Annotated in this window: 15 protein-coding genes, 1 pseudogene and 1 riboswitch; of the genes and pseudogenes, 2 read left to right on the top strand and 14 right to left on the bottom strand. The window is 49.8% G+C overall.

Annotated features, from left to right (window positions below):
• The 13 genes and pseudogenes from HMPREF0080_RS10015 to hpf all read right to left on the bottom strand — a co-directional run.
• Nucleotides 1-334 (bottom strand): annotated as a pseudogene (locus HMPREF0080_RS10015) (D-proline reductase (dithiol) proprotein PrdA); the annotation flags it as partial.
• 30 nt (nt 335-364) lie between these two features.
• A complete protein-coding gene (prdC, locus tag HMPREF0080_RS02905) occupies nt 365-1,654 on the bottom strand; it encodes a proline reductase-associated electron transfer protein PrdC (RefSeq protein ID WP_172633471.1) in 1,290 nt (429 codons plus the stop codon).
• A gap of 469 nt (nt 1,655-2,123) precedes the next feature.
• Nucleotides 2,124-3,851 (bottom strand): proline--tRNA ligase, encoded by a 1,728-nt coding sequence (locus HMPREF0080_RS02895; protein WP_006789694.1) that lies wholly within the window; start codon nt 3,849-3,851, stop codon nt 2,124-2,126.
• Nucleotides 3,852-4,125: 274 nt separating this feature from the next.
• Nucleotides 4,126-4,389 carry a putative Se/S carrier protein gene (locus HMPREF0080_RS02890; RefSeq protein ID WP_006789692.1) on the bottom strand — a complete coding sequence of 88 codons (264 nt, stop codon included), beginning with the start codon at nt 4,387-4,389 and terminating at the stop codon, nt 4,126-4,128.
• Between the two features lies 1 nt (nt 4,390).
• Entirely contained in the window at nt 4,391-5,662 is a 1,272-nt protein-coding gene (locus HMPREF0080_RS02885) for a double-cubane-cluster-containing anaerobic reductase (RefSeq protein ID WP_006789691.1), read from the bottom strand.
• 176 nt (nt 5,663-5,838) lie between these two features.
• A complete protein-coding gene (gene selA / locus HMPREF0080_RS02880; RefSeq protein WP_006789690.1) occupies nt 5,839-7,251 on the bottom strand; it encodes an L-seryl-tRNA(Sec) selenium transferase in 1,413 nt (470 codons plus the stop codon).
• Between the two features lie 41 nt (nt 7,252-7,292).
• Entirely contained in the window at nt 7,293-7,559 is a 267-nt protein-coding gene (locus tag HMPREF0080_RS02875) for a putative Se/S carrier protein (protein WP_006789689.1), read from the bottom strand.
• Complete coding sequence (gene yedF, locus HMPREF0080_RS02870) at nt 7,559-8,152, bottom strand: sulfurtransferase-like selenium metabolism protein YedF (RefSeq protein ID WP_006789688.1); 594 nt, start codon at nt 8,150-8,152, stop codon at nt 7,559-7,561. Before yedF ends, HMPREF0080_RS02875 begins: the two co-directional genes overlap by 1 nt.
• 131 nt (nt 8,153-8,283) lie before the next feature.
• A complete protein-coding gene (locus HMPREF0080_RS02865) occupies nt 8,284-9,027 on the bottom strand; it encodes a phosphate ABC transporter ATP-binding protein (protein ID WP_006789687.1) in 744 nt (247 codons plus the stop codon).
• Nucleotides 9,028-9,030: 3 nt separating this feature from the next.
• Nucleotides 9,031-9,843, bottom strand: coding sequence for a PstA family ABC transporter permease (locus HMPREF0080_RS02860; RefSeq protein WP_006789686.1), 813 nt, complete (start codon nt 9,841-9,843; stop codon nt 9,031-9,033).
• The gene (pstC, locus tag HMPREF0080_RS02855; RefSeq protein ID WP_006789685.1) at nt 9,840-10,712 is read right to left on the bottom strand and encodes a phosphate ABC transporter permease subunit PstC; all 873 of its coding nucleotides are present in this window, start codon (nt 10,710-10,712) and stop codon (nt 9,840-9,842) included. Before pstC ends, HMPREF0080_RS02860 begins: the two co-directional genes overlap by 4 nt.
• Nucleotides 10,713-10,770: 58 nt before the next feature.
• Complete coding sequence (locus HMPREF0080_RS02850) at nt 10,771-11,664, bottom strand: phosphate ABC transporter substrate-binding protein (RefSeq protein WP_006789684.1); 894 nt, start codon at nt 11,662-11,664, stop codon at nt 10,771-10,773.
• A 291-nt stretch (nt 11,665-11,955) separates the two neighbouring features.
• Nucleotides 11,956-12,480, bottom strand: a complete 525-nt coding sequence (gene hpf, locus HMPREF0080_RS02845; RefSeq protein ID WP_006789681.1) for a ribosome hibernation-promoting factor, HPF/YfiA family — start codon at nt 12,478-12,480, stop codon at nt 11,956-11,958.
• 179 nt (nt 12,481-12,659) lie between these two features.
• Nucleotides 12,660-12,758, top strand: a riboswitch (SAM riboswitch).
• Nucleotides 12,759-12,836: 78 nt separating this feature from the next.
• On the opposite strand from hpf, the gene HMPREF0080_RS02840 reads away from it, so the two are divergent.
• Nucleotides 12,837-13,880 carry a methionine ABC transporter ATP-binding protein gene (locus HMPREF0080_RS02840; protein WP_006789680.1) on the top strand — a complete coding sequence of 348 codons (1,044 nt, stop codon included), beginning with the start codon at nt 12,837-12,839 and terminating at the stop codon, nt 13,878-13,880.
• Entirely contained in the window at nt 13,861-14,514 is a 654-nt protein-coding gene (locus HMPREF0080_RS02835; protein ID WP_006789679.1) for a methionine ABC transporter permease, read from the top strand. Before HMPREF0080_RS02840 ends, HMPREF0080_RS02835 begins: the two co-directional genes overlap by 20 nt.
• A gap of 58 nt (nt 14,515-14,572) precedes the next feature.
• Here HMPREF0080_RS02835 and rpoD read toward each other — a convergent pair whose 3' ends face one another.
• Nucleotides 14,573-15,718, bottom strand: a complete 1,146-nt coding sequence (gene rpoD, locus HMPREF0080_RS02830) for an RNA polymerase sigma factor RpoD (protein ID WP_040347010.1) — start codon at nt 15,716-15,718, stop codon at nt 14,573-14,575.
• Between the last annotated feature and the right edge of the window lie 52 nt (nt 15,719-15,770).

The raw sequence follows: 15,770 nt of genomic DNA, 5'->3' as shown, positions 1-15,770 counted from the left end.
CGGCGGGAGCGACGGCAACTGGAGCGTCGGCCGCCGTTTCTTCAACTGCCGCGGCTTCAGCCGGAGCGTCTTCCTCCATTTCCATGATACCTTCAAGCATATCGGGCGTCAGGGGAACGAGGGAATCGGCCGTTACTTTCATCGTGGCGCCGATTACGTTACCGATGTGGAGCACGTTATCGGGAATTGTCAACAAACCGGAGTCTTCCAAATCAGGAAAGATGTTGGGATCTTCCAAGTTGGAAGCGGATAATACTGTGCCTGCTTCGGCACGGCAGCACAACACTGCTGGATCTTTTGCATGTTCTTGAGCCGTTTCGGCTGTAATAGACATTCGTTTGTCCTCCTTTTAATTACTTTTGAATTACGTAGGCGGCAACGTACGATACAGCTTATGACCGTCAGCTCGCAGAACATGATCTGTATGATGATAAACCGGAACTCCTAACCTAGGAGCTACACCCATAACGGTGTTCGTTCATTCGGAGCAAGTTCCGACTACTAATACTTCAGCACCACCTCGTTTCAAGGCCATGACCTTTTCCGCCTGCCCCGGGCATACACCCGGCAAGCCACATCTGTATCGTCCATCGACTTCTACCATTCTCTTACATCGTTCTTTGGAAACAACTTCGGCGCCCATCGCTTCAGCGATTTGAGTCAATCGTTCTTCCGACCCGCCGCATTCACAGATGAGGATACCTGCTTTGCGTTTTTCCTGCGGGAACGGCATTGCCACCAGGCAACCGCCGCTTGTCTTAGTTACGGGAGATTCTTCCGTACCGGGGCGTCCCGTCTGAGGACCGCCGATCACGATTTCACCGTGCGGATTTATGAATCCGCCGGCCCGTTCGATAAGATCACCCATAGGCGTACCGACGGGTACATCGACGAAGACCGACTCCTTATGTGCAACACGGCCGGATACGGTAATATCCTTGTCGATTACAGGTTTGCGATCTTCAATGGCTCTGACGATATTTTTCAGCGTTTCCACATTGTCGATACAAGCTCCCACCGTACCGGGCAACTGGCCGGGCTCAAGTTCGATCCCCATGACTTCACGGACAATAACGCGTTCATCGCCTGCCGGATACATATCGGGCAAACGGAAAACGTCAATATTGTCTTCATTTCGTACCGCCTTGATCAGTTCGATAACCGCCTTTTTGTGTTTCGGTTTAATTGCAATATACCCTTTAGGGGCCTTGGTGATTTCCATGGCGTACTTGACGCCGCGCACCAATTCGGCGGCATGTTCTTCAATCTGATGAATATTGTGAGCCAAAAGAGGTTCACATTCAGCCGCGTTGGCGATGAAAGCGCCGTTCGGAATTTCCGTCTTTAACTTAACGGCCGTCGGGAACCCTGCACCGCCGGCACCGACTACGCCGGCTGCGGCAATCGCTTCAAGGTTCGTTTTCGTATCGGGAATTTTGACATATTCGTCAAAGTTCTGTACGTCATCCGGCTTGATTACGATTTCACCGTCAGTAACCGCTGAAATTTCACCGGTAAAGCTGGCATGGATATTGGCGCCTAACCCGCTCGGTTCAGCAATTAATTGTCCGCGTTTAACTTTATCGCCGGCCTTGACAACCGGCTTACAAGGGCCGCCTACATGCATTTTGAGAGGTATTTTAATCTCTGTCAATTATTTTTCACCTCCATTCCCAGATGTATATTATGGGAGAATAGTGATTAAATATCCTAAAGGCGGCATGCCTTTCGGATACTACCATTTCCCGTCGTTATAATACCATATAGGTTTTACTTTAACAAGGACTTTTATTAAAAATACGTGATATAATACACAATATTACAGGAAAATACACGCCTGCCCGCACCATTACTGAATCATATAAATTATCAGGATATCTATCATATAAACTTATATATCTACTTTATAGGGTACGTTCAGAGATCGTCATCCTACTACAAACGGTCTTTTATATGCCCGCCGGACCGGTGCAACCCTGCCGCTGTATTCGGGAATGAGTTTATGTTCCGCCGTTCGTGTATATTCATACAAAAAGAAGCCCTTTTCTCGTAAAAAGGACTTCTTTTCACATAATTTTGTATTTATGACAGTATCTGAGCGGCAGCCATCCTGCCGACACATATTATAAATTTTTTTCGCGTAAATCCCCAATTATTTCGCGAACCCTGTCAGCCGCTTTTTCAACAGCCGCTTCTTCCTCCGAGCCGAAGCGGCGTATCTTAATTTCCACCTTTCCTTCACCGACCGCTTTATTGCCTACCGTAACGCGAACGGGGTAACCGATGAGGTCGGCATCATTAAATTTCACACCGGCCCGTTCATCCCTGTCGTCGAGAATAGCGTCCGTACCGCCGGCAAGGAGCTCCCGGTAAATAGCCTCCGCCGCTTCGGCAATACCCGCATCGTTGCCGTTGACCGGTAACACCACGACTTCATAAGGGGCAATAGACACGGGCCAAATGATACCGTTTTCATCATTATGCTGTTCAATTGATGCCGCCATCGTTCTCGTAACACCGATACCGTAACACCCCATGAAGAAGGGTTTTGCCTGACCGTCCCTATCGAGGAATGTGGCTTTCAGGGCTTCGGAATACTTTGTTCCCAGACCGAATACCTGCCCCACTTCAATGCCCTGCGTCAGCTTAACGGTGCCCCCGCATTCGGGGCAGCCGTCGTGTTCGTTAATAAGGCGGATGACGGCGACTTTCACGTCTTTAAAATCACGGGACGGCGTTACGTTCTTATAATGATAGCCGTGTCTGTTGGCGCCGGTTACACCGTTAATTACCTTCATTGCCGACTCATCGACGACAATGGCGAAATCATCGCCCTGCGGCCCCGCATCCAGAGGGCTCATATAGCCCGGTTCGAGACCGTGCTTTTGCAGAAGTTCCGCATCCGCCGCTTCAACATCATTACCGCCGATAAGGTTTTGAACGGCCACGTCATTGACCTCATGGTCGCCGCGGACCATCGTCAGAACGAGTTTACCGTCGATATCGAAAGCAACGGCTTTAATCGTCTTTTCCACAGGCGTGCCCGTAACTTCGACGAGATCCTGAATGGTCGCGCATTCAGGCGTTGCAAAGAGCTCCATTTCTTTCGGCTCTTCCGCTTCCGGGACAAGGGCTTTGGGGACCGCCTTTTCCACATTGGCTGCAAAACCGCATTTCGTACAAATGACGATATCCGCTTCGCCCGCTTTTGCGAGGGCCATGAATTCATGGCTGTAGTTACCGCCGATTTGGCCGGAATCGGCCAGTACGGGACGGCAGTCAAGGCCGCATCTTTCAAAAACACGGCAATACGCATTGTACATGATATTGTAGCTGGCGACCATACCGTCTTTGTCGGCGTCAAAAGAATAGGCGTCTTTCATGACAAACTCACGGCTGCGCATTAGGCCGAAACGGGGACGGATTTCATCACGGTATTTATTTTGCATCTGCCAGAGGTTTACGGGCAGCTGCTTATACGATCGCAGTTCATTGCGGACCAGTGTCGTAATCAATTCTTCATGAGTAGGGCCCAGACAGTACTGATTATCATGACGGTCGGAAAGTTTAAACATTTCCGGCCCGTATACATCCCAACGGCCCGTCTCCTTCCAGATTTCGGCAGGTTGTACAATCGGCATCATGACTTCCTGGGCACCGGCCGCATTCATTTCATGACGGACAATATTTTCGATTTTAAGAACGACCCGTCTGCCCAGCGGCAGGAAGGAATAGAGCCCGGCGGCGCTTTTCCGGATCATGCCGGCTTTCAGCATTAATTTGTGACTGACGACGTCCGCTTCGGCAGGATCGTCACGTAAGGTGGGACAATACAGACGCGATGCTAACATGTGAACAACCTCCCAAGTTATGATGCAAACCAGATTTTACAATGCAGTTTATTTATAATCGTGAATTATATCACGAGATTTATTAAAGTATACCATATCATCATTTACACTCACAAGGCCCGGAGCCATATTTTTTTGACCCGTTTATTTAGGAAATATAAAAAACGCGTCGCCTCATAATTGATAGGTACTCCCTTCACCGAAATCCGGTCCGGCAAAAAAGGTATGTATCATAATTTCAGGGACGCGTTTTTCTGCAAACGGCTTCGCTGCATCAGCAGAACCGATCCCGCGTTGCGTCGATCTGCTTCTCCAATTCCACTATTTTTTCATACGCCGCCGCGTGTTCTTCCATATAGTTTCTGACACCTTCCATTTCGGTGCTCTTTACCAGAAGCGAGACGCCGCAGCATACGGAAGCCTGCCGCGGTGTCGGGGATATTTTCACGGTATATCCCGCCTCTTTCAAGGCCATAAAAAGACTCATGGCATCCGTATGATTTTTAAAAAGTATGTACCAATCTTTTTGCCCGCTCATGTCACCCCAGCATTTCAATAAACGCACCGACACGTGTACGGAGCTGTTCCGCATCGTTATCGTCATAATCCGTTTCAATATGAATAGACGGAATACCCGCTTCCTTTAAAGCATACTGTACATCGCGGCTTTCTGTATCATAGAGGGTGCAGAATTTCAAGTTCACATCGATTACGCCGTCCACTTTATATTCTCTGCAAAGGCGCAACAGATCGTCTATACGGCCCGTATTGGGCGTGAAACAGGCGCAGTTGTTCTTCATGTACCGCTGTGCGAGGGCCATAATCTGCTCACTTGCGGTCGTCGGCGTTTCATCAACCTGATGTTCAAAATAGCGCGTGCCCGTGCAACATTCTTCGCAGACGACGACGGCGCCGCTCGTTTCAACAATATGATGCATCTTCCAGTTAGGGATAGCCATCGGCGTACCGGCAAGCATAATACGCTTCGTGCCCGCGGCAGCCACGCCGACGCCGTCTTTAATGCGTTGTTCCAATTCGGCGGCAAGCGTATTGGCCATATCCGTACAACGCTGCGGGTCGTCAAAGAAAGCGATCTGCATCATGAGGAGCGCATCTTTGCCGCTGATCGGCGCGGGATCGGCCTTACGGGCGTGATATACCCGTTCCAGCGCTTTACGGCGGTTGTTGAGGAGCACCGTCGCTTCATGAAGCTTTTCAACAGTTACTTCATTGCCCGTAAATTCCTCTACAATCTTCTTGAACGCATTAATTTCTTCCGCCCATTTGACATAATCCTGAGGCCGTTTCATCTGCGGCATGTCCATGACGTACATCGGCACGTCACGGCCAAGGATTTCATAGGCTTTCTTTTTGCCGTCGCAAGTCGTTTCGCCCACGTACATATCGGCAATACGGAAAAAAGGACAGGTGCGGCCGAGACGGGCGCCGACGGAAGCCTTAATCAACGAACACATACTTTTCGGCAGAACCTCTTCGCCTGCGGGAACCCAGAATTGGGAACCGCCGCAGAGCCCGGTAACAATACCGCCGGCAGCGACAATGATTTCATCGGGTACATACAGACAGAACGTACCGAATACTTTACGGCCCTCTTTTTGAGCTTCCATCAACTCGGCCGGACGGATGCCGTGAATATCGGAAACCACCATATCCCAGAAAGCCATCCCTTCCGGCCTGTTTTCCTGTGACAGATAGATATCCCCGAAGGCCTGCGGCAATACGGAACAGAGTGTGTCATGCGCTTCCAAATCCATTCCCAGGTCTTTCCACATTTCATGACGATCAGGCATACATAATTCCTCCTTAACAGTTATAAAAAAACAGTCTCACAAAAGCGCTGTGCGGCCGATTACGGCCGTATGCGCCGTGAGACTGCGAGCATACCTGCGGCAACGGCAGTGTTTCTCCGTATCCGCCGGTATGCAGGTATTCATCCGGACGTTAATCGCCGTATATCCGTATTTCCCTATTCGGCAGGCAATACGTCCCGACATACGTTATTTAAAATTTTCCTGATAACGGGAAATTCGCTCTCATTGATTGTACGTACGGCAAAGCAGACCCTGTCATGCTGCACCCGCACGATGACGGGGGACTCCGCTTCACGGAGACGGCGCTCCATTTCCGCCGCGGACATCCCTTCTATAGTGACAGCAACGGCATAGCTCGGCATTTCATATTCCGGATAAGAACCGCCGCCGACCATATCCGTCACGGCGACGATTTCCGTGGCGACGGGCAGAGTATTCTCCTGCAATATCTGCATAAAGCGTTCACATTTCGCATAAGCCTCTTCCCGCGTCAGAGAGAGCATCTGCAGGACGGGGATTTCCCGGACGGCCCGGTCTTCATCCAAGTAAGAACGGAAGGTTGCTTCCAGCGCGGCAATCGTCATTTTATCCACACGCAGCGCACGCAGGAGCTGATTTTGCTTCATAGCCTCAATATACTCCGTTTTACCGACAATAATACCGGCCTGCGGTCCGCCTAAAAGTTTATCGCCGCTGAAGGTAACAATATCACAGCCTTTGTCGAGAGCTTCCTTAACAGTCGGTTCGTAAGGCAGGCCGAAGCGGGTCATGTCGAGAAGAAGGCCGCTCCCCAGATCGTTGATCAAGGGTACGCCGTGGAAATGAGCCAGTCCGGACAGCTCGTCCGCGCCGACGCTCTCGGTAAACCCGGCAATATGATAGTTGCTCGTATGCACCTTCATAACGGCTCCCGTACGTTCACCGACAGCCTTGTTGTAGTCGGACAGATGCGTTTTATTTGTCGTCCCGACTTCACGGATGATGCCGCCGCTGTGTTCAATAACTTCGGGAATGCGGAATTTCCCCCCTATTTCCACGAGTTCGCCACGGGAAATAATAACTTCTTTGCCGGAAATGAGCGTATTTAACGCCAGCATGACCGCCGCCGCATTGTTATTGACAACGAGAACATCTTCAGCTCCCGTCAATTCACGCAATATATCCGTTAAGTGGCTGTATCGCGAACCGCGGCTGCCCGCTTCCAGATTATATTCCAAATTGGAGTAGCAGCCCGCAACGGCCGCCACGTGCCGGCATGCGGCTTCACTCAGTACGGAACGGCCGAGATTGGTATGTAAGACGGTACCGGTTCCGTTAATGAGCCGACGCAAACGGAAAGCTTCCCGTTTTTTCAGGTGACCGGAAATCATCGCCTCCAGCTCTTCATTTTCCGGAATTTCCATACGCAGGCCGGTGAGAACGGCTTGCCGCACCTGATGGAGGACAGCCTGTAACGCTTCTTTGACCAGGGCGGCCGAATAGGAATCTGCCAAAGCAACGACATTGGGCCTGGCAAGAAATACATCAATTTTAGGTAAACGGGATAATACCCTCTGCTTTTCTTTCACGAATGGGCACCTGCCTTCTCTGTTCTTTGTACCGTTCTATTTTATACTTTCTCGTACGAAACGGACAAGCCCGTTTTTTCAGCATGGTAGAACCCGTCCACGGAAAGGCCCAATTCCTGCAGGAGCTCTTTTAGTGTCTCCTCTTCCGTCAATTCATATTTTAAAGAAAAGCCGCAGCTCGCATAAATTGTGGACGGCGTCGGAATAATTCTGACGGCCATCCCCTTTTTCTTCGCCCCGTCTTCCACGGCCATGGCCTCCCGCGTATTTTTCAACAGCGCAACGCCGTAATATTCTTTTGCCGCCATCACGGTTTTACGATCCGATACGCTTTGCGCATCATTTCAACTATGGAAAACATATTGGTAATTTCCCCGACTTTTACTTTTTCCGTAAGGCCGTAGAAGTTAAGGCATGCGCCGCAGCCGTAAATTTCCACTCCCTCTGCGGCAAGTTTCTGTAAATCTTCCAACACTTCCGAGCCTTCCGTAAGCAGCTGTACGCCGCCGTTATAAAAAATAATCCGCTGCGGCAGCACTTCCTGTTCCGTAAGTGTATAAATGAAAGTCTTCATAAGGTTTTTGCCGAGTTGTTCGGCACCGTTTCCCATAGTAACGGAATCAATGACGACGACAAATTCGTCGGCAGCCTTCGCCGCTGTATCCGGATCGGTCTCAGCCGTTTCGGCGCCCTGCGTTTTAGTAATTGTAACGACAAACCGGTCGGCGCCTTCTTCTTTAAGATCATACTCATAGCCCATCTGAGCGGCCATCCTGCGAAGGTTTTCCGTAGCCACTTTATTATCGACCGTTGTTTCGACCCGTTCGTTTTCCTTCAACGCCTTGCGCGTTTCGATGACCGGCAACGGGCAAACCATGCCGACCGCATTAACTTTAACCATATTACAAATCCCCCTTTACTGCTGCATGCGCAATTTCAGTGTACGGCTTCCCCGCCGATACGTCCCCTCTGCGGCAAACGCGGCGCCGGGATCCGTTTCATGCCGGGAAGTACGCTCTTTCCGGCACGGATTTACTGCGCGTAACTCAAATAGGCCTGTGTACGCGCCTCTGTCGGACGGCAGAATAACCGGTCAGCTTCCGCCTCTTCAACAACCGTGCCGTTTTCCATATAGGCCGCATAATCGGCAATTCGTTTAGCCTGAGACAGATTATGCGTAACGATGACAATAGTACAGCGTTCTTTCAGCTTATGCAACGTCTCTTCCACGGTCAGCGTGTTTTTTATATCCAATGCCGAACAGGGTTCGTCCAACAGGAGGACCTTCGGCTTTAACGCCAACGCTCTGGCTATGCATAAACGTTGTTGCTGCCCGCCGGATAAGGAATCGGCCCGTTTAGTAAGCTCCCCTTTAACGTCGTCATACAGCCCCGCATCCGTCAACGCTTCCCGTATCCGCCGTTCCGTTTCTCCGGTGTCCGTGACACCGTGATACCGCAAAGCATAGGTCATATTTTTGCGTATGGAAAAGGGGAACGGCGTCGGACGCTGCTGGATAAGTCCGACCTCTTTGCGCAGCAGCTCTAAAGGCAGTTGAAAAATGTCCGTCCCTTCCAGAAGGATCCTTCCCGAATCCATGTGGATTTCGTCGGCAACAGTCCGATTCAACGAACGCAGGAGCGTCGTTTTACCGCAGCCGGACATACCGATAAGGGCAGTTATTTTATTTTTATAAATCGTCAGGTTGACGTCCTGTAAAATCCGTTTGTCCGAAGACGACACGGACAAATTTTCAATAATAAATTCAGCTTCCACAGATTACCTCTTTTTGCCCGCGTACCGGCAGAACAGATTGATGCCCAGCAGTAAAACCAACAGGATAAAAGCCGTACCGTATGCCATTGACAAGGAATACCCCTGACTGACGAGAATATATAAGTGATACGGCAGGGCCATGAAAGGTTCCGTAAGATCCGGCAGCTTCCGAGTATAGAGGACGGCGCCCGTAAACATAACGGGTGCGGCGGCCCCCATGGCATAGGCGGTTGACAGCGCTACGGTCGAAGTCAGCTCACGCAGGCGCTGCGGTATGACAAGCGTCAGAATAATATACAGCGTTGACAGTCCTAAACTTCTGGCCGCGTCTATTTGTTCGCGCGGATATTCGCGAAAAATCTTTTCCGTCCGCACCGCAATAAAGGGCATAATCATAATCGCCAAAGTCATTCCGGCAGTCAGGACGCTTTTAGGAATGGCCAAATGCATAAGAAAAAAACTATACCCGAAGAGCCCCAACAAAATGGACGGAATCCCCGAAACGCATTCTGTGCAAAAACGGCAAAAACGATACAGGACGTGGTTTCGGCAAAAAAAAGTCAGCCAAATGGTCGTAGCGACAGCCGTGATCGAGGAAATAACGGCCGCAACCGCTCCCGACATGAGCGACCCGACGATGGCCGGGAAAATACCGCCTGCCGTACCGGGAGGTATCCCCTCAGGTCCGGTTGAAATAAATTTCCAGGAAATGACTTGCGCACCCTTGACAAAAATGTACAGAAAGACAAAGATAACGGTTGCACATACAAGCAGGCCGCTGAGATAAACAAAAAGAACGGTCACGGCTCTTCTCATATGCGTGTATCCTCCCCGGCGCTCTTTCTGAACATATAAAAAAGGATATTCGACAGGATAAGAACCGCCATAAGTACCATACCTGCCGCATAAAGAGCTTCATAATGAGGGCTGCCGTATTCGGCGCTGCCCATTTCCAGGGCAATGAGGGCCGGCACGGATTCACCCTTATCCAAAAGACGCGGCGCTGCCGCGGCATTCCCCATAACCATCATGACGGCCATGGTCTCCCCCATAGCTCTGGCAAAAGAGAGGATGAGGGATACAAGAAGCGCGGTCTTCACGTGCGGCAGCAAAAGGCGCGACATAAAATACCATTTGTCTATACCCAGACAAGTAACGGCATCTTCATACAGACGCCGTCCCGACTCGACCGATTCGGCGCAGTTGGCGACAATAAACGGCAAAATCATGACCGCCAGGACAAGCGCCGCCGACAAAATACATTCTCCCGTCGAAAGATCAAAGATACGTTCCATGCCTTTTACAACGACGGTAAGCCCGATAAAGCCGAAAATAACGGACGGGACACCGGCAAGCATATCAATAAAAGCCAGGATGACACCCTTTACCCCGGAAGGCGCACAAAATTCGATAAAAAAAGCACAGCCCGCACCGAGCGGCAGGGCAAAGAAGACGGACAGAAAAGAAACATAAAGGCTCCCGCCGATCATAGCCCCGATACCGAACGCCGGCACATCGGCCAGCGGGTTCCACGTATGGGAAAAAAGGAAGGAATATACACTTGTGTGTGCAAAAACGGGCACTCCTTCATAGCAAATAAAAAGAAATAGAAATACAAATATGGATATTGTAAGCAACGCTGTAACACGTATCGTATATGTTCCCGCTTTTTCCGCTTTAGTCATACCTGTTCCCTGCAGTAAAGGGATATCGCCGAACGGTGATACCCCTTTATACTTTCCGTTATTTTACGGGAATGAATCCCATTTTTTCGATTATTGCCATACCGGCGGCGGAACGCACATAATCCATAAACACTTTTTGCAGTTTTGTTAATTCGCCGCTGCCGACAATGAGCAAAGGCCGTTGAATCTTGTACGAGCCGTCCGCAATCGTTTCCGGTGCGGCCGTCACGCCGTCGACTTTCAGCGCGAAAATACGGCCTTCATTTTGTTTGGCCACGCCGTACGAAGCATAACCGACAGCGTTTTCATTTTCAATAATCTTCTGCACAAGCGCCCCCATGGAAGGAGCCTGTACCGCCTTATCGGTAACCTTCGTGTCGCCCATAATTTTTTCCTGGAAGACTTCATGTGCGCCGCCGCCGAGATCACGCGTTACAACGACGATTTCTTTTTCCGGTAAGGACGGGTCCACCTGGTTCCAGGTCTTATATTCGCCGGAGAAAATTTTCTTAATCTGATCACTCGTTAAATTATCTTTAATCCCGGCAATCGGGTTGTTCGGATTGACGGCAATCGTTAACGCATCAATACCGATTTTATATTCTTTATAATCTTTAATTTTCTGTTTTTCGCCGTCTTTCACTTCCCGTGCGACAAGGCCGAAATCCGCCGTCCCGTCAAGAAGGGCTTTAATACCGGCGCCGGAGCCGCTGGAGGAAACATTAATCGTAATGCTCGCATCGGGCAGAGAACTGTCCGCTTTTTTCCAGGTCCCGTTCTTTTCGGCAAAATCCTTGCCGATAGAAGAAATGACGGGAGCCAATGTGGAGGATCCGTTGAATGAAATTTCCGTTTTCTCCTGACTCTGCCCCGTATCACTGCCGCAGGCCGCAACCATAAATAAAGCGGCCATAGCTAAAGCGGCCGCAATCAATCTTTTCTTTACTGACATAATACACCTCTTCCTTAATCGGTAATTCGCCGATCTCTGATTTTTAGCCGCAGCCGCAATTGCAGCCGTCTCACGAAAAGCAGTGTGTCAGCGCGGGTACTGCCGCTGCGCCGCGGGCCCTGTTCTATCTAATTAATCATACCCGTACACGCCGTACAGCGTCAATTTTAATTAATAAACCCGTATAATCGCAGTGCATTTATCAACGAATATAATAAATCATTTAATATAACCTTTATTCCTGCCCGACACAAATACAGAGACCGCCCTGCATGCAGGGCGGTCTCTGTATCAGAACTCCGGTTCAATAAGACCGTATTTACCGTGTTTACGCTTGTAGACGACGCTGATATTTTCCGTTTCGGCATTCAGAAAAACAAAGAAATCATGACCGACCAAATTCATTTGCAAAATCGCTTCTTCCACATCCATAGGACGGGCGGCAAATTTTTTCGTGCGTACCACTTCAAATACTTCATCCGATTCGGGAGCTTCCGTCGCCAGGGCCGTCTGGAAAGATCCGCTTTTTATGCGGCGGGCGATTCTCGTCTTATATTTATGGATCTGACGGACCATCTTGTCGAAGATGAGGTCGATAGCCGCATACATATCTTCGTTGGCTTCAACGACACGCAAGACGACGCCGTCCACTTTCAAAGTAAGCTCGGCAATTTTCCGTTCTTTTTCAACCGAAAGCATGGCCTGGAGGTTCACTTCGCTTTCGAAGTATTTTGTTACTTTCTTTTCATGCTTTAACACATAATTCTTTAAAGCATCTGTTACTTCCAAATTTTTGCCTCTTACAGTTGTTGCCATAAAATATCCCTTCCTTTCATGGAGAATCGAGACGTCCGCCTTAATTCTCCTGATATATTATATATTCTACAAAAGTCCCGTATATCCTGCCGCTACCGTAAAATATTTTCTTTATCCCGCAGGGGAATTGACAATCCCCGCCTGTTCATGGTACTATTGAACTCGACAACATCATAATCCGTTCATCCAGAGCAGCCGAGGGACTGGCCCTACGACGCTGCGGCAACCCCCGTAATCGGGAAGGTGCCAAATCCAGCGGGTTTTCCGACAGATGAAGCCGTATACTATACTGCCGTCACCTGCCGGCGGTTTTTTTGTTGTCTTGAAGTAATATCATCCATGAAGGAGCTGATCACGTGATTACATTGGAGAATGTCACTAAAGTCTACGGCCATAAGACGCAGGTAAAAGCCTTAAACGGCATCTCCCTCTCCGTTAAGGCCGGTGAAATATTCGGTATTATCGGAAAAAGCGGCGCCGGTAAATCTACACTTGTCCGCTGCATTAACATGTTGGAACGGCCGACAAGCGGTAAAGTTATTATTGACGAACGGGATATGACCACCCTTTCCGATTCCCGGCTGCGCCGGGAACGAAAATCTATCGGCATGATTTTTCAGCACTTTAATCTCCTCTCCTCCCGTACGGTTTTTGACAATATTGCTTTTCCCCTGGAACTGACGGACACGCCGAAAGAAATCATCCGCAATAAAGTGGAAGGGCTCCTTGAACTCGTCGGCCTGTCCGATCGTAAATCCAATTATCCGTCTCAGCTTTCAGGCGGTCAAAAGCAGCGTGTCGGCATTGCCCGCGCCTTGGCCAGCGATCCGAAAATCTTGCTCTGCGACGAAGCGACATCGGCACTTGACCCGCAGACTACGACCGCCATTCTGGCCCTCCTGCAGGACATCAACAAGCGGCTCGGCATTACAATCATCGTCATTACGCACGAAATGGCGGTCGTCAAAGATATTTGCGACCGCGTAGCCGTGATTGAGGGCGGGTATATCAAAGAATGTGGACGCGTCGTCGATATCTTTACGAATCCGCAGTCCGAGACGATGCAGGAATTCGTCAAGTCAATCATCAATACGGAAATGCCGCGGGGCATCACCCGCCTGGGCATTACGAACGAGCCGAAAGAAGGTTCCGACATGCTCGTCCGCGTACGTTTTAAAGGCAATATCACGACAAAACCGCTGATGGCCCAGGTCATTCGTCATTCCAACGCGGATCTTAGCGTCCTGTACGGCAATATAGACTATATTCAGGACGAGCCGTTCGGATATTTGATTTTTTCAATCATAGGCGATATGGAAAGCCAGATCAGAGCCTTCAATTATATTGAAAGCCTGCCTGTAGAAAGCGAGGTGCTCGGCTATGTCCGCGGAAATAATTAAACTTCTCTTACAAGGAATAGAAGAAACGGCCTTCATGGTCGCCGTATCCGGTATGATCGCCGCACTGATCGGCATACCGCTCGGTGTCACACTCGTGACGACGGGTAAGGGCCACATTTTGGAAAACAGGGTTGCCAATCAAATTCTCGGCACGGTCATAAATATCATCCGTTCTATCCCTTTCATTATCCTTATGGTGTCCATCATTCCCTTTACGCGTATGGTTGCGGGCACCTCTATCGGTACAACCGCCGCGTGCGTGCCTTTGACTATTGTGGCCGTCCCCTTTTTAAGCCGCCTTGTAGAAACCTCCGTTCGCGACATTGACTTCGGACTCGTCGAAGCGGCTCAGTCAATGGGGGCCACCCCGGTTCAGATAATCCGCAAAGTGCTCCTGCCGGAAGCGTTACCGGCAATTATCAATAATATTACGGTGCTGATCGTCAACCTTATCGGATCCTCGGCTATGGCCGGAGCTATCGGCGGCGGCGGTCTCGGGGATATTGCGATCCGCTACGGCTATCAGCGTTTCCGCGCCGATGTCATGCTGGCGACTATTGTCATCCTCATCATCGGGGTCAACGTTATTCAGGCCTTAGGCGATCTGCTCTCGCACAAAACGAACAAAAAATAGGCCTCTCCATACAGTAAAAGGGTCCGCTTCACCAAACGGGAGCGGACCCTTTGCAATATCATAAGAAATCTTTAATTTTTTCGCGCTTGCCCCAATTACGGAGCTTGCTGAGCGCTTTTCCTTCAATCTGGCGAATACGTTCACGGGTCACATTAAAATGCTGGCCTACTTCTTCCAACGTTCTCGGACGTCCGTCTTTTAAGCCGAAACGAAGGTAGAGAACCTTCCGTTCCCTGTCGGTAAGACAGGAAAAGACGTCTTCGATCTGCTCTTTCAACAGGATAAACGAGGCCGCGTCGTCAGGCGCTATCGCTTCATGGTCTTCAATGAAATCACCGAGATGAGAATCTTCTTCTTCGCCGATAGGCGTTTCCAAGGAAACGGGTTCCTGTGCGATCTTCATTATTTCCCGTACCCGTTCTACGGGAACACCCATTTTTCCGGCAATTTCTTCAGGCAACGGTTCCCTTCCTTTTTCCTGTAAGAGCTGCCGTGAAATGCGGATGAGTTTATTAATCGTTTCCACCATATGTACGGGAATACGAATCGTCCGTGCCTGATCGGCAATGGCCCTGGTAATGGCCTGCCTGATCCACCATGTAGCGTATGTACTGAACTTGTACCCCTTGCTGTAATCGAATTTTTCAACGGCCTTTAAAAGACCGAGATTGCCTTCCTGAATAAGGTCGAGGAAGAGCATCCCTCTGCCGACATACCGTTTGGCGATAGAAACGACCAGTCGCAGGTTTGCGTCTGTAAGTTTCTTTTTGGCAATATTCCCCGTGCTGATTTCCTCGGCTGTGGCTCCTTCCGCGCCACCGGCTTCAATCCGTTTGGCCAACGTAATTTCCTCTTCAGCCGATAAGAGAGGCACACGGCCGATTTCTTTCAGATACATGCGCACGGGATCGTCAATATTTACGCCTTCGGGAACGGAAAGACTCACTGTGACGGTTTCACTGCTCTTGTCATCATCATCGTCGTTAAGGCTTTCGTTTTCATTCATCTGTTCGGACTCCCCGATAATATCGATACCGTGATCGGCAAAATATTCATACATCTTATCCATTTCATCGGCCGTCATATCACATTCGCCCATGGTATTCATAATTTCCGTATAGGTCAGGCAGCCTTGTATCTTGCCCTTTTCAGAAAGTTCGTTAATCTTTTCCGACACATGGGCGTGACGTTCTTCTTCCGTTATTTTTTTCTTTTCATTTTTTCTTTTGGCCGCAGACCTGGCCGTTTTCTTGCCG

Origin of the sequence: Megasphaera geminata F0357 (genome assembly GCF_000239275.1) — a bacterium.
Taxonomy (GTDB): domain Bacteria; phylum Bacillota; class Negativicutes; order Veillonellales; family Megasphaeraceae; genus Megasphaera; species Megasphaera geminata.
Note: the sequence above shows the minus strand (reverse complement) of the source record. Positions and strands in the feature narration are given on the sequence as shown.

Coding starts and splice junctions, on each gene's coding strand:
- HMPREF0080_RS02890 (WP_006789692.1), bottom strand. CDS start 4,389: ATGAGCGGGCAAAAAGATTGGTACATACTTTTTAAAAATCATACGGAT.
- yedF (WP_006789688.1), bottom strand. CDS start 8,152: ATGGTTAAAGTTAATGCGGTCGGCATGGTTTGCCCGTTGCCGGTCATC.
- pstC (WP_006789685.1), bottom strand. CDS start 10,712: ATGACTAAAGCGGAAAAAGCGGGAACATATACGATACGTGTTACAGCG.
- HMPREF0080_RS02885 (WP_006789691.1), bottom strand. CDS start 5,662: ATGCCTGATCGTCATGAAATGTGGAAAGACCTGGGAATGGATTTGGAA.
- hpf (WP_006789681.1), bottom strand. CDS start 12,480: ATGGCAACAACTGTAAGAGGCAAAAATTTGGAAGTAACAGATGCTTTA.
- HMPREF0080_RS02835 (WP_006789679.1), top strand. CDS start 13,861: ATGTCCGCGGAAATAATTAAACTTCTCTTACAAGGAATAGAAGAAACG.
- HMPREF0080_RS02850 (WP_006789684.1), bottom strand. CDS start 11,664: ATGTCAGTAAAGAAAAGATTGATTGCGGCCGCTTTAGCTATGGCCGCT.
- HMPREF0080_RS02860 (WP_006789686.1), bottom strand. CDS start 9,843: ATGAGAAGAGCCGTGACCGTTCTTTTTGTTTATCTCAGCGGCCTGCTT.
- HMPREF0080_RS02875 (WP_006789689.1), bottom strand. CDS start 7,559: ATGGCGGCAAAAGAATATTACGGCGTTGCGCTGTTGAAAAATACGCGG.
- HMPREF0080_RS02895 (WP_006789694.1), bottom strand. CDS start 3,851: ATGTTAGCATCGCGTCTGTATTGTCCCACCTTACGTGACGATCCTGCC.